The sequence below is a fragment of the Bradyrhizobium lablabi genome (assembly GCF_001440475.1).
Classification (GTDB): domain Bacteria; phylum Pseudomonadota; class Alphaproteobacteria; order Rhizobiales; family Xanthobacteraceae; genus Bradyrhizobium; species Bradyrhizobium lablabi.
This window is the reverse complement of record NZ_LLYB01000081.1, coordinates 240,816-262,494: the sequence shown is the minus strand read 5'-3', so window position 1 is coordinate 262,494 and position 21,679 is coordinate 240,816. Positions and strand designations below refer to the sequence as shown.

Annotated in this window: 22 protein-coding genes; 1 reads left to right on the top strand and 21 read right to left on the bottom strand. The window is 62.8% G+C overall.

The features are described 5' to 3' along the window. Positions 1 to 14: 14 nt before the first annotated feature. The 15 genes from CQ14_RS22325 to CQ14_RS22255 form a co-directional block, all read right to left on the bottom strand. Entirely contained in the window at positions 15 to 947 is a 933-nt protein-coding gene (locus tag CQ14_RS22325) for an N-carbamoyl-D-amino-acid hydrolase (protein WP_057859978.1), read from the bottom strand. A gap of 182 nt (positions 948 to 1,129) precedes the next feature. Beyond that, complete coding sequence (locus CQ14_RS22320; RefSeq protein WP_057859977.1) at positions 1,130 to 2,167, bottom strand: ABC transporter ATP-binding protein; 1,038 nt, start codon at positions 2,165 to 2,167, stop codon at positions 1,130 to 1,132. Next, positions 2,164 to 3,153 (bottom strand): ABC transporter ATP-binding protein, encoded by a 990-nt coding sequence (locus CQ14_RS22315; RefSeq protein ID WP_057859976.1) that lies wholly within the window; start codon positions 3,151 to 3,153, stop codon positions 2,164 to 2,166. The genes CQ14_RS22320 and CQ14_RS22315 overlap by 4 nt, the downstream gene beginning before the upstream one ends. Continuing rightward, on the bottom strand, positions 3,154 to 4,077 hold the full coding sequence (locus CQ14_RS22310; protein ID WP_057859975.1) for an ABC transporter permease: 924 nt from the start codon (positions 4,075 to 4,077) through the stop codon (positions 3,154 to 3,156). It abuts the gene before it with no gap. Beyond that, positions 4,074 to 5,015 (bottom strand): ABC transporter permease, encoded by a 942-nt coding sequence (locus tag CQ14_RS22305; protein ID WP_057859974.1) that lies wholly within the window; start codon positions 5,013 to 5,015, stop codon positions 4,074 to 4,076. Before CQ14_RS22305 ends, CQ14_RS22310 begins: the two co-directional genes overlap by 4 nt. A gap of 17 nt (positions 5,016 to 5,032) precedes the next feature. Further along, on the bottom strand, positions 5,033 to 6,637 hold the full coding sequence (locus tag CQ14_RS22300; RefSeq protein ID WP_057859973.1) for an ABC transporter substrate-binding protein: 1,605 nt from the start codon (positions 6,635 to 6,637) through the stop codon (positions 5,033 to 5,035). Between the two features lie 203 nt (positions 6,638 to 6,840). Beyond that, a complete protein-coding gene (locus CQ14_RS22295; protein ID WP_057860026.1) occupies positions 6,841 to 8,010 on the bottom strand; it encodes an amidohydrolase/deacetylase family metallohydrolase in 1,170 nt (389 codons plus the stop codon). A gap of 42 nt (positions 8,011 to 8,052) precedes the next feature. Further along, entirely contained in the window at positions 8,053 to 9,426 is a 1,374-nt protein-coding gene (locus CQ14_RS22290; protein WP_057859972.1) for an amidohydrolase family protein, read from the bottom strand. After that, the gene (locus tag CQ14_RS22285; RefSeq protein WP_057859971.1) at positions 9,423 to 11,006 is read right to left on the bottom strand and encodes an ABC transporter substrate-binding protein; all 1,584 of its coding nucleotides are present in this window, start codon (positions 11,004 to 11,006) and stop codon (positions 9,423 to 9,425) included. The genes CQ14_RS22290 and CQ14_RS22285 overlap by 4 nt, the downstream gene beginning before the upstream one ends. Positions 11,007 to 11,017: 11 nt before the next feature. Further along, on the bottom strand, positions 11,018 to 11,926 hold the full coding sequence (locus CQ14_RS22280) for a polysaccharide deacetylase family protein (RefSeq protein WP_057859970.1): 909 nt from the start codon (positions 11,924 to 11,926) through the stop codon (positions 11,018 to 11,020). After that, positions 11,913 to 12,722, bottom strand: a complete 810-nt coding sequence (locus CQ14_RS22275) for an ABC transporter substrate-binding protein (protein ID WP_057859969.1) — start codon at positions 12,720 to 12,722, stop codon at positions 11,913 to 11,915. Before CQ14_RS22275 ends, CQ14_RS22280 begins: the two co-directional genes overlap by 14 nt. A gap of 17 nt (positions 12,723 to 12,739) precedes the next feature. Continuing rightward, positions 12,740 to 13,504 (bottom strand): amino acid ABC transporter ATP-binding protein, encoded by a 765-nt coding sequence (locus CQ14_RS22270; RefSeq protein ID WP_057859968.1) that lies wholly within the window; start codon positions 13,502 to 13,504, stop codon positions 12,740 to 12,742. Next, positions 13,501 to 14,358 (bottom strand): amino acid ABC transporter permease, encoded by an 858-nt coding sequence (locus CQ14_RS22265; RefSeq protein ID WP_057859967.1) that lies wholly within the window; start codon positions 14,356 to 14,358, stop codon positions 13,501 to 13,503. Before CQ14_RS22265 ends, CQ14_RS22270 begins: the two co-directional genes overlap by 4 nt. Beyond that, complete coding sequence (locus tag CQ14_RS22260) at positions 14,355 to 15,179, bottom strand: ABC transporter substrate-binding protein (protein WP_057859966.1); 825 nt, start codon at positions 15,177 to 15,179, stop codon at positions 14,355 to 14,357. Before CQ14_RS22260 ends, CQ14_RS22265 begins: the two co-directional genes overlap by 4 nt. After that, positions 15,176 to 16,144 carry an N-carbamoyl-D-amino-acid hydrolase gene (locus CQ14_RS22255; RefSeq protein WP_082649979.1) on the bottom strand — a complete coding sequence of 323 codons (969 nt, stop codon included), beginning with the start codon at positions 16,142 to 16,144 and terminating at the stop codon, positions 15,176 to 15,178. The genes CQ14_RS22260 and CQ14_RS22255 overlap by 4 nt, the downstream gene beginning before the upstream one ends. Before the next feature lie 150 nt (positions 16,145 to 16,294). On the opposite strand from CQ14_RS22255, the gene CQ14_RS22250 reads away from it, so the two are divergent. Then, positions 16,295 to 17,194 (top strand): LysR family transcriptional regulator, encoded by a 900-nt coding sequence (locus tag CQ14_RS22250; RefSeq protein WP_057859964.1) that lies wholly within the window; start codon positions 16,295 to 16,297, stop codon positions 17,192 to 17,194. A gap of 102 nt (positions 17,195 to 17,296) precedes the next feature. Here the strand turns inward: CQ14_RS22250 and rpiB are convergent, their stop codons facing one another. The 6 genes from rpiB to CQ14_RS22220 form a co-directional block, all read right to left on the bottom strand. Continuing rightward, on the bottom strand, positions 17,297 to 17,743 hold the full coding sequence (gene rpiB, locus CQ14_RS22245) for a ribose 5-phosphate isomerase B (RefSeq protein WP_057859963.1): 447 nt from the start codon (positions 17,741 to 17,743) through the stop codon (positions 17,297 to 17,299). A gap of 66 nt (positions 17,744 to 17,809) precedes the next feature. Beyond that, positions 17,810 to 18,604 carry a transporter substrate-binding domain-containing protein gene (locus tag CQ14_RS22240; protein WP_057859962.1) on the bottom strand — a complete coding sequence of 265 codons (795 nt, stop codon included), beginning with the start codon at positions 18,602 to 18,604 and terminating at the stop codon, positions 17,810 to 17,812. A gap of 21 nt (positions 18,605 to 18,625) precedes the next feature. Beyond that, the gene (locus CQ14_RS22235; protein WP_057859961.1) at positions 18,626 to 19,381 is read right to left on the bottom strand and encodes an amino acid ABC transporter ATP-binding protein; all 756 of its coding nucleotides are present in this window, start codon (positions 19,379 to 19,381) and stop codon (positions 18,626 to 18,628) included. A 1-nt stretch (position 19,382) separates the two neighbouring features. Beyond that, positions 19,383 to 20,051, bottom strand: a complete 669-nt coding sequence (locus tag CQ14_RS22230; protein ID WP_057859960.1) for an amino acid ABC transporter permease — start codon at positions 20,049 to 20,051, stop codon at positions 19,383 to 19,385. 8 nt (positions 20,052 to 20,059) lie between these two features. Continuing rightward, the gene (locus CQ14_RS22225; RefSeq protein WP_057859959.1) at positions 20,060 to 20,743 is read right to left on the bottom strand and encodes an amino acid ABC transporter permease; all 684 of its coding nucleotides are present in this window, start codon (positions 20,741 to 20,743) and stop codon (positions 20,060 to 20,062) included. Between the two features lie 10 nt (positions 20,744 to 20,753). Next, positions 20,754 to 21,653, bottom strand: coding sequence for an NAD(P)-dependent oxidoreductase (locus CQ14_RS22220; protein WP_057859958.1), 900 nt, complete (start codon positions 21,651 to 21,653; stop codon positions 20,754 to 20,756). Positions 21,654 to 21,679 lie beyond the last annotated feature (26 nt).

The following is a 21,679-nucleotide window of genomic DNA, read 5'->3' as shown; positions in this document are numbered from 1 at the left end:
GCCTGCCACGCTTCTCACGTTTCCGGCGGCGGCACCGCACCGGTGCGGCTAGAGATCAGGCCATAGTGCTCGATGCGGCGATGCTGCGCAAAGTTGAAGATGGTTTCCTTGCCGAAGGTGGTCGCATCGAGATCGCAAGGATGCACCAGCAGTTCGTCCCCTTCGGTTTTGGCCTCGGCGACGATCTCGCCATCGGGATTGACGATGAGGCTGCCGCCAATCAATGGATGACCGTCCTCGACGCCGGCCTTGGCAACGCACACGACCCATGTCGAATTCTGATACGCGCCGGCCTGCACCGAGAGACGATTATGGAACAGCCGCTTCTCGGGCCCCTCCTCGCTCTTCTCCGCATTGACGGAGGGCGTGTTGTAGCCGATCAGCACCATCTCGACGCCCTGCAGGCCCATGACGCGATAGGTCTCCGGCCAGCGCCGGTCATTGCAGATCGCCATGCCAAAGATGCCGCCCAGCGCCCGCCACACGTTGAAGCCGAGGTCGCCGGGCTCGAAGTAGCGCTTCTCCAGATGCTGAAAGGCGCGCTTGGTGTCGAACTCCGCATGGCCCGGCAGGTGAACCTTGCGGTATTTGCCAACGATCTTGCCTGATTTGTCGGTGAGGATGCAGGTGTTGAAATGATGCCCGTCGGGCGTCATCTCCGCATAGCCGAAATTCATCGCCATCTGATGCCGCGCGGCGCGTTCGAACAGCGGCATCGTCGCTGCATTCGGCATCTCGCGCTCGAACCAGGCATCGACCTCGGCCTGATCCTCCATGTACCAGCGCGGAAAGAATGTCGTAAGCGCCAGCTCCGGATAGACGATCAGGTCGGCTCCCTTGGCCTTGGCCTCGTCCATCAGGTCGATCATCCGCTTGACGACCGCCTGTCGGCTCTCGGCTTTCTGGATTGGACCCAACTGGGCCGCGGCAACATTGACGACGCGCATGAAATAATTCCCCGAAGGCTCTTGAGTGAAGGCTGCGCCGCACGCGAACGATACAACCTGGGATTTGGCGACTTTCTCAGTTCTGGTCTTACTCGGGATTGATCATTAGGAATTTCCGCTTCACCGGAGTCAATTCCGGAGATGATCCGGAGCATGATGCATGTCTGCTCTGCATGCAGTCCTCATTCGACCGGTGTCGAATTCGGCGGCACCGGCCGCGGATCACCAGGTGGACCCGGCAGTTCCGGCAGCGCGTCGAGATGACACGCCACCCACTCTCCATCTCCGGCCAACCGAAATTCCGGTTCTTCCGTCCGGCAGCGATCGAACACGAACGGGCACCTGGTGTGGAAGCGGCATCCGCTGGGTGGATTGATCGGGCTCGGCACGTCGCCCTTCAGAACTGTCGGGCTGCGTGTAGCGCCAGGCTCCGGCACCGGTACGGCCGACAGCAGGGCTCTGGTATAGGGATGCTTCGGTGCGCTGAAGATTGTCTGCTTCGGCGCCATCTCGACGATCTTGCCGAGATACATGACGGCGACGCGGTGCGTCATGTGCTCGACGATCGCCAGGTCGTGGCTGATGAACAGCAGCGCGAGGCCGAACTCGCGCTGCAGATCCTGCAGCAGGTTGACGATCTGCGCCTTGACCGAAACGTCGAGCGCGGAGACCGCCTCGTCGCAGACGATCAGTTCGGGTTCCGCGGCCAGTGCGCGGGCGATGCCGATGCGCTGGCGCTGACCGCCGGAGAATTCGTGAGGCCGGCGATCCAGCACATCGCGCGGCAGGCGCACGGTGTCCATCAACGCCAACACACGCGCCTCGAGCTCGGCGGACGATTTGGCGAGACCAAAATTCCGGATCGGCTCGGCCAGGATATCGCGCACCCGCATGCGCGGATTGAGGCTGGAGAACGGATCCTGGAACACGACCTGCACGCGGCGGCGCATGCCAAGCAGATTGCGTGGTGAAAGACCGTCGATACGCTGGCCATCCAGCACCACCTGGCCGGCGGTGATATCGAACAGGCGCAGGATAGCGCGCCCCACCGTCGACTTGCCGCAGCCGGACTCGCCGACCAGCGACAGGGTCTCGCCGCGTTCGACTTCGAAGGATACACCGTCCACGGCGTAAACCCAGTTCGACTTGCGGCTGAACAGGCCGCCACGAACCGGAAAATGCTTCTTGAGGTCGTTGACCTGCAGCAGCGGGGCGCTCATGCGGCGGCAGCCCCCCTCGGCGCGTAATGGCAGGCAACGATGTGGCGGGGAGCCTTCTGTTCGAGACCCGGCGCGACCTCACGACAGAGATCGGTAGCCAAGGCACATCGTCCTGCGAAAACGCAGCCGTCGATCCGCTTCTTGAGGCTGGGCACCTGGCCCGGGATCTCGGCGAGGCGTCTCGCCGCGCCGCTGAGCGACGAACCGAGCTTGGGCACCGCGCCCAGCAGGCCCTGCGTATAGGGGTGACGGGGCGAGCGGAACAGCTCGGCCACCGGCGCCTCCTCAACCTTGCGGCCGGCATACATGACCATGACGCGCTCGGCGATTTCGGCGACGACGCCGAGATCATGGGTGATCAGAACGATTGCCGCCCCGACGCGGCGCTTGAGGTCCAGCATCAGGCGCAGGATCTGCGCCTGGATGGTTACGTCCAGCGCCGTGGTCGGCTCGTCGGCGATCAGGAGTTTTGGGTTGCAGGCAAGCGCCATCGCGATCATCACGCGCTGGCGCATGCCGCCGGAGAGCTGATGCGGATATTCGCGCACGCGACGCGCCGGCTCCGGAATGCCGACCAGCGTCAGCATCTCGATGGCGCGCGCCAATGCCGCCTGCTTGTCCAGCCCCTGATGCATGCGCAGCGTCTCGCCGATCTGGCGGCCGACGGTCAGCACCGGATTGAGGCTCGTCATCGGCTCCTGAAAGATCATCGAAATGTCGTTGCCGCGAATGGCACGCATCTCGTGCTCGGAGAGCTGCAGCAGATCCTTGTCCTGGAAGCGGATCGAGCCCGCTATCTTGCCTGGAGGTTCCGGGATGAGCCGCATGAGCGACATCGACGTGACCGACTTGCCGCAGCCGGACTCCCCGACGATGGCGAGCGTCTCCCCTTCGTCGACATGGAAGGAGACGCCGTCGACGGCACGGTTGATACCTTCGGGGGTACGAAAATGAGTCTGCAGATTCTGGACTTCGAGCAACGCCATCTACAGGCCCTTGGCCATTCGTGGATCGAGCGCGTCGCGCAGACCGTCACCAACCAGGTTGACGGCCAGCACGGTCACGGAAAGGAAGGCGGCGGGAAAGAACACGATGAAGGGCTTTACCTGCCACAGCGCCCTGCCCTCGGCCATGATGTTGCCCCAGGAGGGAATGGTGGGCGGCGTGCCGGCGCCGATGAAAGAGAGGATGGACTCCACGATCATGGCGCTGGCGCAGATATAGGTTGCCTGAACCAGCATCGGCGCCAGCGTGTTGGGCAGGATGTGGCGCAGGATGATCATCGGCGTTCGCGTGCCGGAGGCGATGGCCGCGTCCACATAGGGCTGCTCGCGCAGCGACAGCACGACGCCGCGCACTAGGCGCGTCACGCGCGGGACTTCGGCGACAGTGATGGCCAGGATGACGTTTCCGACGCTGCCGCGTGTCAGCGCCATCAGTGCGACCGCAAGCAGGATCGGCGGGATCGACATCAACCCGTCCATGAACCGCATCAGGATGCCGTCCGCCCATCGCACGAAACCGGCCACCAAGCCGATGGCAAGACCCGCGAGTGAGGCGAGCAACGCCACCGACAGGCCCACGGTGAGCGAGACCCGCGCCCCGTAGAGCACGCGTGAATAGATGTCGCGGCCGAGCGCATCGGTGCCGAACCAGAAGTCCGCCGAAGGTGCGCGCGTTCGCTTGGCGGGTGCGAGCGCGGTCGGGTCGACCGTCCCGAGATAGGGCGCGAAGATGCCGATCAACACGAGGCAAAGCAGCAAGGCGCCGCCGATCGCGACGACCGGATGATTCCGCAGAAAGCCGAGGACGCCACGCCGGATCTCCACGGTGGCCAGCAGATCCGGCAGTTGCGGCGCGATGACGAGGCCCGGCGGCACCGGCACAGTATTGGTGGTCGAAACGGTCAATAGCGGATCCTCGGGTCAACCAGGGTGTAGGTGACGTCAACCATCAGATTGACCAGCACATAGAGAAAGCTGAACAACAGGACGATGCCCTGGATGACCGGATAATCGCGCCGCAGGATCGCATCGATCGTCAGCCGGCCAAGACCCGGGATGGCGAACACGCTTTCGGTCACCACCGCGCCGCCAATCAGCAGCGCGATGCCGATGCCGATCACCGTGACGATCGGAACGGCGGCGTTCTTCAGCGCATGGACGAACAGGATGCTGCCCTGCCCCAGGCCCTTGGCGCGGGCGGTGCGGACATAATCCTGCTGCAGCACCTCCAGCATCGCGGCCCGGGTAATCCGAGCAATCAGCGCGATGTAGACGCAGCCGAGCGCCAACGCCGGCAGGATCAGGTGCTCCAGCCATGGCCAGAGGCCTTCGACCAGCGGCGTGTAGCCCTGCACGGGAAGCCAATCGAACTGCAGCGCGAACAGATAGGCGAGGACGTATCCGACCACGAAGACGGGAAGCGAGAAGCCGAACACGGCGAACGCCATGATGGTGCGATCCACCAGACTTCCCGCCTTCCACGCCGCCACCACGCCGAGCGGCACTGCGACCAGAATCGTGAGGACGAGGGTAATCGCCATCAGCGAGAGCGTCGGTTCCAAGCGCTGCGCGATCAGCGAACTGACCGGCAGGTTGGTGAAAATCGAGGTGCCGAGATCGCCGTGCAGAATACGCCAGACCCAATCCCCGAACTGGACCAGAAACGGCCGGTCGAGACCGAGGGCCTGGCGAATGCGCTCCACGTCGGCGGGGCTCGCCTGGTCGCCCGCGATCACCGCCGCCGGATCGCCCGGCGCGATATAGAGCAGGCTGAAGACGAACAGCGCGACGATCGCCATTACGGGCATGGTCGAGAGAATGCGCCGGAAGATATACGAGACCATGATGGTTCACCGCATCGTCACGCCGTCTTCGACACGCCCCAGAAGAAGGGCAGCGGCCCCTTCGTCACACCGGAGATGTTCTTGCGCCACGCGGTGTAGCTTAGGAAGAAGCCAGTCGGTGCATAGATGACGTCTTCGAGCGCGGCCTTGTTGAGGCGTTTGACCGCCGCCTTCTCCTCATCGATATTTTTGGCGTCGAACCATGCCGTAACTTCCTTCTCCACGGTCTCGCTGGTCGGCCAGCCGAACCACGCCTTGTCGCCGTTGCCGCGGATGGCGTTGTAGGCGGCAGGACTGATGCAGTCCGCGCCGGCGTGCCAGGTGTGGAACATCTGCCAACCTCCCTGCCCCGGCGGCGTCTTCTGGGCGCGGCGCGAACCGACCGTGCCCCAATCGGTCGCGACGAAATCGACATTCATGCCGATCTTCTTCAGCAGATCGGCCGTGACATCGCCCTGCGCCTTGGTGATAGGCTGATCCTGTGCCACGACGCAGGTAACCGGCTGGTTCGTATAGCCGCTCTCGGCCAACAGCTTCTTGGCGGCTGCAACATCGCGCTTGCCCTTCAGGATCTCGCCGCCCTCTTCCGTGTAGAGCGGCGTATCGGGCGTGAAGAAGCCGGGCAGCGGCTTCCAGAGCGCGTTATCGTCTCCGACCAGCGCCCGCATATAGTCTTCCTGACTCAGCGCCGTGAGCACTGCACGTCGCGCCTTCACGTCGTTGAAGGGCGGATGGAGGTGGTTCATCCTGAAGGCACCGATATTGCCGAGCGGATCGGCGATATCGACGCTGATGTTGCGGTTCTTCCTGAGCACCGGCACGAGATCGGGAATCGGATTTTCCCACCAATCGATCTCGCCGTTCTGCAGTGCAGCGGCCGCCGTGGCAGGATCGGGGATCACCACCCACTCTACCCGGTCGATCAGCATCTGCTTGCCGCCGGCGAGCCAGGACGCCTTCTCCCGTCGCGGCACGTAATCGGAAAATTTCTCGAACACCGCCTTGGCGCCGGGCACCCACTCGCCCTTCGCGAACTTCATCGGGCCCGAGCCGACATATTCGGTGATCTGCTTGAACGGATCGGTCTGCGCCATGCGCTCCGGCATGATGAAGGCGCAGGGCGTGCTGTTCTTGCCCAATGCCAGCATCATCTTCGGATAAGGCTGCTTCAGCACCCATTTGAAGGTCTTGTCGTCGACGGCGGTCAGCTCGTTCTGGATCGCCTTGATCATCTGACCCATGGGATCGCGAACCGACCAGCGCGCCAGGCTCGCCACCACGTCCTTGGCTAATACCGGCTCGCCGTCATGGAATTTCAGTCCCGGCCGCAGGCGGAAGGTCCAGGTCAGACCGTCGTCGGTCACTTCCTCGGACTCGACCATCTGGCGCTGCGGCTGCAGCGTGGCGTCGAGGCCGTAGAGGGTATCCCACACCATCGCCGCCGCGTTGCGCACGACATACTGGGTACCCCACACCGGATCGAAATTCGCGAGGTTGGCCTGCGGCACGAAGCGCAGGGTACGCGCCGCGGCGCCTTGCGAAAGGGCCGGCATCGAAAGGCCGCCCGTCGCCGCCAGGCTCCCTGCACCGGCGATGGCTTTCAAAAGAGTCCTGCGATCCATAGAGCTCTCCCAGTCTCGAACTTGTTAAGGCGGTTACGCTCAGTTCTTCCGCCGAAGCTTCAACCCCGATTGAGGCGAAAGGGAGCAGTCAAACCGATAGCGATCAGCCTCCTTGTGCTTGCAAGCGGTATGCCAGCGCCCTGCTCGCTGCGCCGAGATCGTCGGCTACGAACGAGGGAACATTGTTGAGCAATGACATCGGGTTAGCCCACGATCTGCTTGAATTTCGACGATGGTTTCGGGTGCCACCAACGGCCGCCAATCACGACGCCTTCGGACACAATCTTGCGGTCGCCGATCAGGTGCTCGCCGACGGCATCGACGTAGTCGTGCTGGCCTTGCGCGATCGAGATCAGGCTGGCGTCGCCAACGCTGCCCGGCTTGAGACTGCCGAGTTCGGGACGCCGCAGCGCCATCGCCGCGTTGACCGTCGAAGCCGCGATCACGTCGGGCAGCGGCATGCCCATACACAGGAACTTGGACATGGTCGTCACCTGATCGAAGGCCGGGCCGTCGATGCAGAGGGCATGGACGTCGGAGGAGATGGTGTCCGGATAGAATCCATTGGCGAGCATCGCCCGCGCGGTCCTGAAAGCAAACGAGCCCTTGCCGTGGCCGATATCGAACAGCACGCCGCGTTCGCGCGCGTCCAGCACCACCTTTTTCACCGTGCCCTGGGCGGTCGTCGCCGTGTTGGGAAACGGCCGGAACGCATGGGTGAGAACGTCGCCGGGGCGCAGCCGCGCGACCACCTCCTCGTAGCTCGGCGGCGGGTGATCGATATGCGCCATCAGCGGCATGCCGACCTGCCCGGCGACCTCGAGCGCGATATCAAGCGGCGCGATCCCCGAGGTGCCCGAGGCGTGGAGCCCCACCCGCACCTTGATGCCGACGATGAGGTCGCGGTTGGCCTCAGCCACCGCGACGGCATCGATCGGGTTCATCAGCCGCATCTCCTCGCTCTCGCCGACCATGACGCGGTGCGAGAAGCCGTAGATGCCGGCATGCGAGACATGCAGATAGGCGAGAATGCGGACCTGGCTCGGCTCGATCACATGCTTGCGGAAGCCGACGAAGTTACCGGGGCCGGCGCTGCCGGTGTCGACCGCCGTGGTGACGCCGGAGGTGCGGCAGAATTCTTCGGCATCGATGCCGAGCGAGGTGCCGCCCCAATAGACGTGGGTGTGCAAATCGATAAGACCCGGCGTGACGATGTAGCCCGACACGTCCCGCACGTCGGTTCCGGCATCGACCTTCAGCTCCTTCCCGATCATGGCTACCTTGCCGCCGGCGAAGGCGACATCCGTCACGGCGTCGAGCTTCTGCGAAGGGTCGATCACCCGTCCGCCTCGGAGAACCAGATCGAACGGCAATGTCATCTCCTAGCGTACAGATACGGGCACACGAGCGAGTCTTCAGCCATTGAAGGCTGCCTGGGCTTCCGGCAAATCCCAGATCTTGCCGATTGCCGCTGTTGCTGCTGAAGTGATGGCGGTCTCATCGCGATGGACATACTGGCCGGCATCGATCAGCACGCGTCCATCGACGACGACCTGATCGACATTGGCGCGGTTCGCGAGCGCGACCAGGCCGCGCCTCGGATCGAACAACGGTTGCAGGTGCGGATGGGTCAGGTCGACGACGGTAAGGTCGGCGGTTGCCCCCGGGACAATCACCCCGAGGTCCGGCCGCTTGAGTAATGAAGCCGTGGTGGCGGTGACCGACTCGATCAGTTCCGGCGCGCTTGCAACTTCCGCCCGGGCGGATGCGATCTTCGAGATCATCGACGCAGCATTCAGTTCGCCGAGCAGATCCATGTTGTAGCCGTCGGTTGCGACCACGGTCCTGACGCCGTGCGCCGCAAACCGGCTGAAGGCGGCTGTGACACCCGAGCGCGCAAATACGCGCGGACAGTTCAGCACCGTCGCACCTCGCGCCGCCATCAGCTTCAAATCGCTGTCGGAGCTTGCAATACAGTGCGCGGCCAGAAGGTCCGGTGCGAGCAGGCCCAGCCAGTCGAGATATTCGGCCGGCGTGCGGCCACCATAGCGGCTGCCGATCGTTGCCACCTCGGCCGCGCTCTGGGCGACATGGGTCGTGATGGGAACATCGAGTTCGCGCGCGCGGGCCGCACACGCCTTCAAGAGATCCGGGCCACAGGTGTCGGTCGCGTGCGGGCTCATCGCAAGGCCGATCCGCCCATCGCCGCGTCCGCTCCAACGTTGATACAGTGCATTCCAGGTGTTCATGTCGGCCTGGCCGTCGTCGCCGGCATAGCGCACCACGCCGTCCGGGCCGGCCTTGGCATCCGAGGTGGAGAACAGATAAGGAGCGCCATAGAAGCGGATGCCCATCTCCTCCGCAGCGTCGAACATCTCCGGGATGGTGTTGCGAAACGGCTCCATCACCGTGGTGGCGCCGCCCTTCAGCAACTGAAGTATGCCGAGCCGAGCGATCGCAAGCCGTTCCGCCGGTGACAGCATGTCGGCGCCGCGCTTGGTCAAAGGCAGCAGCACCGTATAGACGATGCTCTGGTTGTTCCGGCGGCCGTTACCGTCTTCCGTATGGGTCCGGGCGACGGCTTCGCTGAAGCAGTGGTTGTGCATGTTGATCAGGCCGGGCAGCACAAAGCGGCCCGGCCTGTCGAACACCTCGCTGGCGGCAGGCCTGTCACGCGTGACCGCGGCTATTTTCTTGCCCTCAAGCACCACCCAATGATCGCGTAGCACCTCCTGCGCGCCATCGCGCCGTGACAACACATAGCTGCCGAAAATCGCTGTTGTACTCATGCGGGCCGCACATTCCAGAAGATGGCCGTGCCGTCGAGGATACCGGTGATACTCTTGCGATAGGCGGTCGGCTGCTTGTATTGGCCGATCGGAAAGTACGGAATTTCCTCGAATGCCAGCGCCTGGACGTCGCGACAGATCCGCTGCTGCTCCGCGAGCGTGGTAGCTGCCAGCCACTGGCTTCGCAGCGCCCCCATTTTCTCGCTCGTGTACCAGCCCGCCGCGTTGCCCTCGCCGCGCAAATTGGTGTTGGCGGCCGGATTGAGCCAATCGATCCCCTGCCAGTTGCCGACCGCGGCATTCCAGCCGCCCTGGCCGATCGGATCCTTCTTCTGCTGCCGTTGCAGCACGACTGCGAAGTCCAATGCCGTGAATTCGACGTTCATGCCGACTTTCCGCAGCATGTCGGCAGCCACGTTGCCGAGCGGCTTTTGGGCGGCGGAGTTGGTAGGAACGAGCAGAACGACCTTCTCGCCATTATAGCCCGCAGCTTTCAACTCGGCCTTGACTTTCGCGGTGTCGCGCGGCCCGCGAAAGACATCGAGGCCGACATCGCTCGCCATCGGCGTATCAGGCGCGAAAAAGCCGATCGGCGAGAACTGATAGGCCGGATCATTGCCCGCGACCGCCGTCATGAAGTCGGCCTGGTTGATCGCCCCGAGCAGCGCCCGGCGAATGGCGGGATTGTCAAACGGCGGCTGCAGATGGTTGACGCGAAGCATGCAGGTGTAGCCGCGCGGATCGAGAACCCGGGTCGTGATGTCGCCTGTGGCTTTGAGCACCGGCAGCAGATCATGCGGCGTCGTCTCCTGCCAATCCTGCTCACCGGTCTGCAGCGCGGCGGCGGCCGTCCCGGCGTCTAGCATCGTGGTCCAGATCACGCGGTCATAGTGTACGATCTTCGGGCCGGCGGTCCAGTCCGGCTTGCCGTCCTGACGGGGCTGATAGCGTTCAAATCGTGCATAGACGTTTTGCACGCCCTGCGTACGTTCGTTTGCGACAAAGCGGAAGGGACCGCTGCCGATAACTTCGGTGATCGGCTTGAAAGCATCCTGGCTCGCCAGTCGCTCGGGCATCATGAACGGCGCATGGACGGCAGCCTTGCCAAGGGCCTGGGGCAGCAACGGGAACGGACGCTTCAGCCGAAACCGGATGGTCCGATCATCGGGCGCCGACAACTCGTCGGTGGCAGCGATCAGCTCGGCCCCAAACCCGTCGCGAACCGCCCAGCGGCGGATGCTGGCGACGCAATCGCGCGCCAGCACGCGTTCGCCATCATGCCAGAACAGGCCATCGCGGAGTGTGAGATCCCACTGCCGCTGATCCTGGGAAATGACATGACCGGACAGCATCTGAGGCGAGACCTCGAGCGCCGAATTCATGCCGTAGAGCGTATCGTAGACCATGAAGCCGTGGTTTCGCGTGACTTGTGCGGTGGCATAGATCGGATCCACGAAGGCCAGGTCGATCACGGGAACGAAACGCAGCGTCGTCTGCGATTGGGCGCGCAGGGCTGCCGGCAATGCCAATACGGGCGCGACCGCTGCGGCACGCAACAATGATCGGCGGGAAATCGGCATGAAACGTTTCCTTATCGTGACGCCTGATCGGCGCGGCTCGCGGCGGCCGTCTCGTGAGACTGGAAATTCGCCGCGATCGCCTCTCCCGTCGTGATCCACAAATCGGAGCAGGACTTGGCATAGGTAAGAAACTCCCGCAGCAGGCGAAGCCGCATGGGACGGCCGCTGCACTGCGGATGCAGCACCGTCGTCACCATCGCACCCCAATCCCTGACCTCGTCGAGCTCGTCCTTCCAGATCGAGAGCACATGCTCCTTCGGAAAGATCGACCGCGGGCTGAAGCGGGCCGACAATCCATGCATCCAGTCGTCGTAACTTGCCGTCACCGGAAGCTCGATCGTGCCAGGCCTGCCGTCGGCAAGGAGATGGCGATAAGGCCGCACGTCGTCCCGGAATGACGAGGTGTAGACGATGCCGTGGCGCACCAGCGCCGCGCGCAACTCTTCGGTAAACTCGCCGTAAGGCGCCCGATAGCCGATCGGCTTGACGCCGAGCCGGCGCTTCAGCGCCTCGAAACCCCGCTCCAGCTCCTCCTCGATCCAGGGATCGCCGGGATCCGGCAGCAGATGGTGATAGCCGTGATGGCCGATTTCATGGCCTGCCTTGAGGATCGCCTCGGCCATCGACGGATGCGCGTCCACCGACCAGCCGGTGACGAAGAACGTTGCCTTCAGGTCCAGCTGATCGAGCAGCTCCAGAAGTTTTGGTGTACCGACGCGCGCCTCGTAGCCGCCATAACTCATCGTGATGAGGCGCTGGGAATGCAGCGCGTCCTTGCTGGTCCAGGCACTCTCCGCGTCGACGTCAAACGAGAGAAACATTGCGGAAGTATAAGGCTTGGGCCACGGATAGTCCGGAGCCGGCGGAGCCGTATTCGCGGGGATGAGCGGAATGCTCGCGAGTGCTTTACTGTCCAGCATTGATCGTTGCCTTCTCCACGCCGTAGTCGGTCAATTTCCATTTCGTCAGCAGGGCACGGTAAGAGCCGTCCGCAATCAGGGCATCGAGGGCTTCCACGACCGCTTGCTGAAGCACCTTCTCCTTGACGCCCAGGGCAAGCCCGGTGAACTGGACGGCGAAAACATCGCCGATCGGAACATAGGCGCCCGGCTCGAGGTCCATCATGTAGGGAAGCGTCTCGCCGCCCTGGACGGCAGCATCGATCCGTCCCTGCTTGAGTTGAGTGCGAGCATCGGCCGAACCTTCGGTGCCGACGAAGTTAACCGGGTTGCCGCCGCAATGCGTGTCGCTCCAGGCGGCGATCAGCTTCGGGAAGGACGTGCGGCGGCTGGCGCCGACCCTTTTCCCGCAAAACGCTGTCGTGTCCTTGAACTCCGAAGCGCGCGATTGCTGGACGAAGAAGCGCGGCCCGTTGCGAAGGTAGTCGACGAAAGTCGCGCTGTCCTGCCGGCTTGCAAGGTCCGTCATACCGGACAGGATTGCGTCCACTCGCCCGCTGGTGATGGCGGGCATCATCTGGTCGAAACTGGTTTCCTGCCAGGCGATCTTGATGCCGAGCTTTCGCCCAAGCACCTCTCCGAGCTCGACGTCGAAGCCGGTCAGGGTGTTGGTGGCCGGATCCTTGAATTCCAACGGTGGATAGTTTGGCACGATAGCGACCCGGAGGCTGCCTTGTTTCGCTATCTCCGGAGGCAGTTCGACCGCCATGGCCGACGTGGCGGTGCAAATCAACGCGATGGCAAAGAGCCGTTTCATGATCGAAGCGTCCTCATTCAAATCACTGCGGAGAGAAAAGCCTGCGTGCGCGCCTCGCGGGGCGCGCCGAGGACGTCCCTCGAAGATCCAGACTCCACGATGGCGCCGTGGTCCATGTAGACGACCCTGTCCGCGACCTCGCGCGCGAAGCCGAGTTCATGCGTCACCACCAACATCGTCATTCCGCTCCGGGCCAGCTCCTTCATGACCGAGAGCACCTCGCCAACCAGCTCGGGATCGAGCGCGCTCGTCGGTTCGTCGAACAGCATCAGCATCGGCTTCATGGCCAGCGCGCGGGCGATCGCCACCCGCTGCTGCTGCCCGCCCGAGAGCTGCGAGGGATAGGCATCGGCTTTCGCCGTCAGCCCGACGCGCGCGAGCAGCTCCATGGCCTCGCTTCGCGCTTCCTGCCGGTCGCGGCCTTGCACCTGCACCGGGCCTTCGGTGATGTTTTCGAGCGCCGTCTTGTGCGGAAACAGGTTGAAGCGCTGAAACACCATGCCGGTCTTCAACCGTTGCCGCGCGATCTGGCGTTCCGTCAGCCGGTGCAACCGTCCGCCCTCTTCGCGCAGGCCCAGCAGTTCGCCATCCAGCCAGATGCCGCCGCTATCGACCGGCGTGAGCTGATTGATGCAACGCAGCAGCGTCGTCTTGCCCGATCCCGACGCGCCGATCAGGCACAGCACCTCCCCCGCCGATACATCCAGCGAGACCTGCTTGAGAGCTTCGAACTCTCCGAACGTCTTGCTGACGGAACGAATTGCGACGAGGGGCTGGGTCATCGTGCCGTCTGCGAAAAGCCGCGCGCGAAGCGCCGTTCGAGCAGCATCTGCAAGGGCGTCAGGATCGATACGACGAGCAGATACCAGAGGCCGGCGACGATCAGGAGCTCGATCACGCGCGAATTGGCGTAGTAGATGTTCTCGGCACTGTGCAGCAGCTCCGGATACTGGATGACGCTGGCGAGCGAGGTGGCTTTCACCATGCCGATGAACTCGTTGCCGAGCGGAGGGATCACCACCCGCATCGCCTGCGGCAGGATGATCCGGCGCAGCGCGCGCAGCCGCCCCATGCCGATCGCCTTCGCGGCCTCATATTGTCCGGCGTCGACCGACAGCATGCCCGCCCGCATCACTTCGGATGTGTAGGCGCCCTGATTGATGCCGAGGCCGAGCAACGCGGAGAGAAACGGCGTCATGATATCGACCGCCCGCGCCGACCACAGGCCCGGAATGCCGATGGTCGGAAACACCAGAGCGATGTTGAACCACAGGAGCAGTTGCAGGATCAGCGGCGTGCCCCGGAACAACCAGGTATAGCCGAGAGCGACCGACTTCAGCACCGGATTGGGCGAGAGCCTCATGATCGCGACGACGATACCGAGAAAGATGCCGAGCGCCATCGCGAGCACCGCCATCACCATCGTGTTGACGATTCCCTGCAGGATCACCGGCGCCGTCAGGAAGCGGCTGACATAGGACCATTCGATCTGGCCGTTGGCGAACGCTCGGCCGATCGCCAGAAGCACCGCGACAATGGCAGCCGCGGTGAACCAGCGCATCCAGTGCGCCTGGCGCGCGACGGGCAGCTTCGAAAGATCGGGGAAGCCTCCAGCAAGCGTGGCTGCGTTGCTCATTGCGTGGCCGCGTTCATCAAGGGCTGGGCCACCGCATGCGTGCCGAGCCCGTATTTGTCGAGAATGCTCTTGTAGGAGCCATCAGCGATCATCGCGGCAAGATGTTCTGTCACCACCTCGCGCAGCGCCGCATCGTCCTTCCGGAACATGATGCCCTGATAGCCGACAGCGAAAGGCTCGCCTACGACGCGGTATTTTCCGACTTCCTGTTGCTGGGCGTATGGCAGTGTCTCGCTGCCCTGCACCGCGGCATCGATGCGGCCCTGCTTGAGCTGGTTGCGGACATCGATGCTGTTTTCGCCCGGGACATATTGTATGGCGGGTTTTCCGCTCGCCTCACAGTTCTGCTTGCTCCACTTCTCGATCTCGACCGGGAAACTGGTGCTTCGCGTCGTTCCGACCTTCTTGCCGCAGAGATCGATCGCGGCCTTTGCGGCATTCTCGGTCAGGACGAAGAACTGCGGACCCGTGGTCAGATAGTCGATGAAGTCAGCGGTCTCGCGCCGCGAGCTGCGATCGGAAATACCGCTGATGATGAAATCCGCGCGCTTGGTCTGCAACGACGGGATCAGTTCGGCAAACGGTGTTTCGCTCCAGACGATCTTCACATTCAGCCGCTTCGCAAGCTCGTTGGCGAGATCGATGTCGAGCCCGACAAGCTGGTTGGTCGCGGGATCGCGATATTCCATCGGCGCGTAGGTCGAGTTGACCGTGAGCCGCAATACGCCCGCCTGCTTGATGGCATCGGGCAGTTCGGCGGCATGCGCCGTTGTAATGGCGGCAAGTGCGGCAAGACCGGCAGAAATCGAGATACGTCTCATATCAGCTCCCTCGTCGTCGCCGCGGCCGGCTCGACGACGCCCGCGCGTTCGGTGATCAAGGCGTATTGCTCCGGCCGTCGATGGGCGCCGAAATTGAACATCTTGTCCTTGCCCTGGCGGCAGAGATCGAGGTCGAGATCGGCGACGAGAACTTCATCCGCGAGCGTCTTTGCTTCCACGACAATCCGGCCATTCGGGTCAACGATGCAGGAGCCGCCGATCAATCCGGAGCCGTCCTCCTCACCCGCCTTCGCCACCGAGATCGCCCAGGTGGCGTTCATGTAGGCATTGGCCTGAGTGACCAGCGTCGAGTGGAAAGTGCGCAGCGCTGCATCTTCCGTGACGCCGCCGTTTGGATCGTAAGCCGCGGAATTGTAGCCGATGCAGACGAGCTCGGTGCCCTGCAAGCCAAGAACGCGCCAGGCTTCCGGCCAGCGGCGATCGTTGCAGATCATCATGCCCATGATGGCGCGATGCCAGTCCGGGCCCGCCCGGAAAGCCGGAAATCCCAGATTGCCATATTCGAAATAGCGCTTTTCGAGCTGCTGGTAGCGCGCGTCGGACCGCGGCTCGACCGAGCCGGGCAAATGCACTTTGCGGTAGCGCCCGAGAACCGTGCCGGCGCCATCAACGAGGATCGAACAGTTGAAGCGCTGACCGTCCGAGGTCAGTTCGGCGTAACCGACATAAAAGCCGACGCCGAGTACCCTGGCGCGATCGAACAAGGGCTGCACCGCCGGGTTCGGCATGCTCTGTTCGTAGTAGTGATCGAGCGCTTCGCCTTCGATGAGCCAGCGCGGGAAGAACGTGGTGAACGCCAATTCAGGGAATACCACCAGTTTCGCGCCACGCGTGGCGGCCTGCTCCAGGAGGTTCAGCATCCGCTCGAGCGTGTGCTCGCGCGTATCCGCCTTTTGCGTCGGCCCCATCTGAGCGGCCGCAGCACGAAGGACTCGGGTCAACATTGCCTCCAATCTATGCGGACTGCTGCCTCATTGGGCGGATGACCCCGACGAGAGCGGCACGCAATTGCGTGCGTCATTACGCAAGTGCGAGACGCCAAATGCAATCATTCGTGCTATGATATTTTCGGGAAGAAAATAACTCGGGCTTATATGAACCTACGCCAGCTTGAAATCCTGCGTGCGGTCATTCGTCACCGGACGACAGTTGCGGCCGCGGACGAGCTGGCGCTATCGCAGCCGGCGATCAGCAACGCGCTGAAGGCGATGGAGGCGCAAGCTGGCTTCGCGCTGTTCGAGCGCGTCAACAACCGGCTTTTCCCGACCACCGAAGCGATGGCGCTGTACAAGGAAAGCGATGCGATCTTCGCACTGCACGCGAAACTCGAGAACCGCGTGCGTGACTTGAGGGAATGCCGCTCGGGACATCTGTCGATCGTCGCGACCCCGCCGCTGGCCTACAGCATCATTCCGCCCGCTCTGTCAGGCTTCCTGCGCCGCCGTCCGCAGACACGAATGTTCTTCGACGTACGGCGCTATGAGGGAATCATCGAAGGCGTACTGAGCAGGGTTGCAGAACTCGGTTTCGCGCTTGGTCTGTCGCACCACCCGGGCATTGCGCATGAGGTGGTTCATTCCGGCGAAATGGTCTGTGTGCTGCCGCCGAAACATCCGTTGGCCGAACGTCCCGTCATTTCCGCCGCCGACCTCGTCGGCCTTCCTTTCATCGGGCTGGAGCGCGGAACGCGATTGGGCGAAGCCGTGCGGGAGACTTTCGCGCTGGCCGGCGCGCCGTTTCAGCCGACCGTCGAGGTCCGATACTGCAACACCGCCTGCGTGCTCGCGGCCGCCGGGGTGGGCGCTGCCGTCGTCGATCCGTTTTCGCCAAGCCAAGGCGGCAGCCACGATCTCATCGTCCGGCCTTTTGCGCCCAAGACCGCGGCCGTGGCCTATATGCTGTGGTCTGAGGCAGAGCCTCTGTCGCGCCTGGCCAAGGCATTCCTGAATGAAATCCGGCAGGCGAGCCGCTCGCTGGACCAAGATGCTTCCTGAGTGTTGATGCGCCTGGCTTGGGACTCCTCACGTTGAACGTCAACTGGCGACCAGATCGATGTTAAGCGAGAAGGCCAGAATCACGTAAGGTGGATCCCTGACCTAACCTCCCTCGTCCATGACGCGAAGCTTTTCGACCCGGCGACGAAAATCCTCGTCGGTCGAAAATTCGGCCGAGAGGTATGCCGCGATCAGATCCTTGGCGAGCCAGGAACCGACGATCTGGGCACCGATACACATGACGTTCACGTCGTCGTGCTCCACGCTTTGATGCGCCGAGTGTACGTCGTGGCAGACCGCAGCGCGGATGCCTTTCATCTTGTTGGCGGCAATCGAAGCACCGACGCCGGTGCCGCACACCATGATGCCACGCGCGACCTCGCCCGACGTCACCTTCTTCGCCACCGCGCGCGCAATGTCCGGAAAATCGACCGGCTTGTCGTCATAGGACCCCACGTCGATGACCTCGTGACCGAGCTCGCGGATATGGTCGATAACGGTTTGCTTGAGCGGCCAGCCGGCGTGGTCCGACCCTATGACGAGGCGCATACGATTTCCTTTTCCATTTTCTTGGGGCCGTGACAGCCATTGCCGGCTGTCACGGCACTGTTTCGTTCAACCACGCATATCGGCCGGCAATTCGACCCCGTGGAATTTCTTGTAGATGGCGTTGAGCTTGCCGTTCTTGATATTCTCGGCAATCCAGCCGTTGAGCTTTTCCATGAGTCGCGGCTCGCCCTTCTTCAAACCGACGGCGAGGTCGAACGTAGCGAGCGGTATCTTCGACTCGAAGATGCGGGCGGGATTCTTGACCCCGATCTGATTGATAATCGTGGCCGATGTGCCGACGCAATCGACCTGCCCGGAAACTGCAGCGGTTACCTCAGTGGCGTCGTCATCATAGCGCGCGATCTTCAGCTCCTTGTCCTTCATGTTCGACAAGGTCGTATCCTGCGTTGTGCCGCGCGCGACGCCCACCGTCTTGTCCTTGAGGTCCGCCCAATCCTTCACATTCAGCGACTTCAGGCAACCTATATCGGATTGCAGTGTCGCGTAGCGATTGGAGAAATCGATCACCTTGGCCCGTTCGGCGGTGACCGACAATGTCGAGATGATGATGTCAGCCTTGCCGGTCAGTACGTTGGGGATGCGCGTCGCGCCGGTCGTCTGGATGAATTCGAGTTCAAGGCCCCAATCCTTGGCGAGCAACTGGGCCACTTCGACATCGGAGCCGGTGGCCTTCATGCTGCCATCCATCATGCCGGACGGCGGAATGGCGAGGTCCGTCGAGATGCGAATCTTCTTTGCTTGCATGATGCTGTCGAGCAGGTCGGCCCTCGCCGGCTGTACCGTCAACATGAAAAGGCAACATGCCGACACGGCAGCGCCGAGGAATTTTCTGTTCTTCATCCTTGGTTCTCCTCTCCTGTTTTATGATTTCAGGTCGCCGGTTCCGACGAACTGAGCGAGCTCCGGCGTCGTCGGGGAAGTCAGGATCGAGGCCGGCCCGGTTTCGTGAACCTTGCCCCGGTGCATGAAGACGATCCGGTCTGCGATGCTTTTCGCAAAGCCCATTTCATGGGTCACCATCACCATCGTCATGCCCTCGGCCGCCAGCCGCTCGATCACCCTCTGCACCTCGGCCGTCAGCTCGGGATCGAGCGCGGAAGTGACCTCGTCGAAGAGCATGACCTTCGGTTGCATGGCGAGCGAACGGGCGATCGCGGCGCGCTGCTGCTGGCCGCCTGAAAGCTGTTCGGGATAGGCGTGAAGTTTCTCTTCCAGCCCAACCTGCGCCAGCACCTTGCGCGCCAGCTCTTTCGCCTGCGACAAGGCCATTCGCTTCACGGAGCAAGGCGCGAGGGTGATGTTCTGCTCGATGGTGAGATGCGGAAACAGGTTGTAACTCTGGAAGACGATGCCAACATCCTGGCGTAACGCCCGGAGATCGACGTCGGGAGAATCGACCCTGTGCCCGCAGACGACGATTTCACCATGATCGACCCTCTCGAAGCGATCGATGCAGCGCAAGGCCGTGCTCTTTCCGGAACCGGACCTGCCGATGATCGCAAGGACCTCGCCGCGTTCGACAGCGAAACTGACGCCGTCGAGCACCTTGAGCGAGCCAAAACTTTTCTGCACGTCGCGGAGCGACACGATCGATGTGGCGGGAGTGTCTTGCTGCATGTCAGGCCGGAGCGAGGTTGAACTTGCCACGTCCCATGCGTCGTTCCAGCCGCTGGCTGTACAACGAAATGGGATAACACATGGCGAAGTAGACGACGGCGATGATCGCGTAGATCGCGAACGGCTCGAACAGCGAGTTGTTGACGATCTGTCCCGAGCGCATCAGCTCGACAAAGCCGACAACCGAGGCGAGCGAGGTATTCTTGATGATCTGCACCATGAACCCGACAGTTGGCGGCGTTGCGATGCGGATCGCCTGTGGCAGGATCACCTTCATCATCCGCTGGGTCCGGCTCAGCGCAAGACCCTCCGCCGCTTCCCATTGCGGCTTCGGCACGGATTCGATGCAGCCGCGCCAGATCTCGCCGAGATAGGCGGCGACGTAGAGGGTGAGCGAAGCTCCAGCAGCGGCAAGCGGTGACAGCTGGAATCCCACTGCGGCCAGCCCGAAATAGCCGAGGAACAGGATGACAAGCAGCGGCGTCCCCTGAATGAGCTGCACATAGACGGCGCTGAGGAGGCGGACGGACTTGAGCGGAGAAACGCGTGCGAGCGCAATCACGAAGCCGGCGAGGCCTCCGCCGCCGAGTGCGATCAGCGAAAGCCCGATCGTCCACAGCGCACCATGGCCGAGGAAGAGCAGATGATTGAAATTGAGATGTCCGCCCATTCCGCACCTCACAAGGGCGTGCCGAGCCGGCGTCGGCGCGGAAACAGGACGAAGCCAAGTCCCCAGAATCCGGCGCGCATGACAAGCGACAGAAAAATGTAGAGGACGGCGATGATGATGTAGGTTTCGAACGCCCTATAGGTGTCCGACTGAATGTAGTTGGCGACGGCCGTGAGTTCCTCGGCGGAGATCTGCGAGCAGACCGAGGATGCGAGCATCAGCAGCACGAACTGGCTGGTGAGCGCCGGATATACCCTCTCGACAGCCGGCAGCAGGATGATGTGCCAGTAGATCTGGAGGCGCGAGAGGGCGAGCCCCTCGGCCGCCTCGAGCTGCCCGCGTGGAATGGCGTCGAAGCCTGCGCGCATGATCTCCGCGGTGTAAGCGCCGACATTAATCGTCAGCGCGGCCACCGCGACGGTGAAGGCTGATAGCTTCAGACCGATGCTGGCGAGGCCGAAATAGACCAGGAAGATCTGGACCAGCAACGGCGTGTTGCGGATCGCTTCGACATAGACTTTACAAGTGCGCGCGATCAGTAAGCTATGTGAGCGGCGACCCACGGCTGCGAGCGTGCCGAGAAAGGCACCCAGCACGGTTGCGAAGAACGCGAGTTCGAGCGTGAGGATGGCGCCGCCGAGAAAATTCGGCCATCGCTCCAGCACTGCGGGAAAATCGAGTTCGATGCCCATCGCGAAAGGATCAGCCGGTAACCTGGTTGGTTATACGATCGTAGACGCGGAACAGCGCCTGATTGCCGTTCGCGCCTTCGCCATGTGCCCGCGCATCGATATATTGGCTGGTGACGAGCGCGGTTCCCGGCAACGGCACACTCAGTGCTTGGGCGTGTTCCTGCACCAGCCGCAGATCCTTGAGCATCAGGTCGATGCGAAAGCCGGCGGCAACATCGCCCTCGATCATGGCCGGGCCGAGCTTGTCCAGCATCCAGGATGCAGCCGAGCCACCCAGCAGCACGCGGCGGAGCAAGTTGAGATCAACGCCGGAAGCCCGCCCCAGAGCGAGCGCTTCGCAAATCGCCTGAATGTTGATGCCGCAGATGAGCTGATTGCAGAGCTTGACCGTTTGCCCGGCACCGCTGGTCCCCACATGCGTGATCGTGGTTCCCATCGCCTGGAAGAATGGTTCGGCCTTGGCGAATGCCTCGGGCTCGCCGCCGGCCATGATCGAGAGGGCTGCGTTCTTCGCACCGAGCGGTCCGCCGGAAACGGGCGCATCGATGAAGCTCACGCCGATTTTCTGTAAATCTGCGTGGATGCTGCGGACTGCGACCGGCGAGATCGTGCTCATGTCCACGATCAGCCTGCCGGCGGGCGGCGACTTCAGGAGGCCGGGCTCGCCATAGATAACTGCCTCGACATGCGGCGTGTCGGGCAGCATGGTGATGACGATGTCAGAGTTTCGTGCGGCCTCGGCCGGGTTCTGCGCGCCAATGGCGCCCGCTTTCACGACATCCGCGACCGCGGCCTCACTGATATCAAAGGCGCTGACCGCATACCCTGCTTTCAGCAGGTTGCGCACCATCTCCCGGCCCATCGCACCAATGCCGATGAAGCCTACGCTCCCCTTGCCATCCCGTCCCATTTTCCCGCTCGTCTTATTGTTGTTAG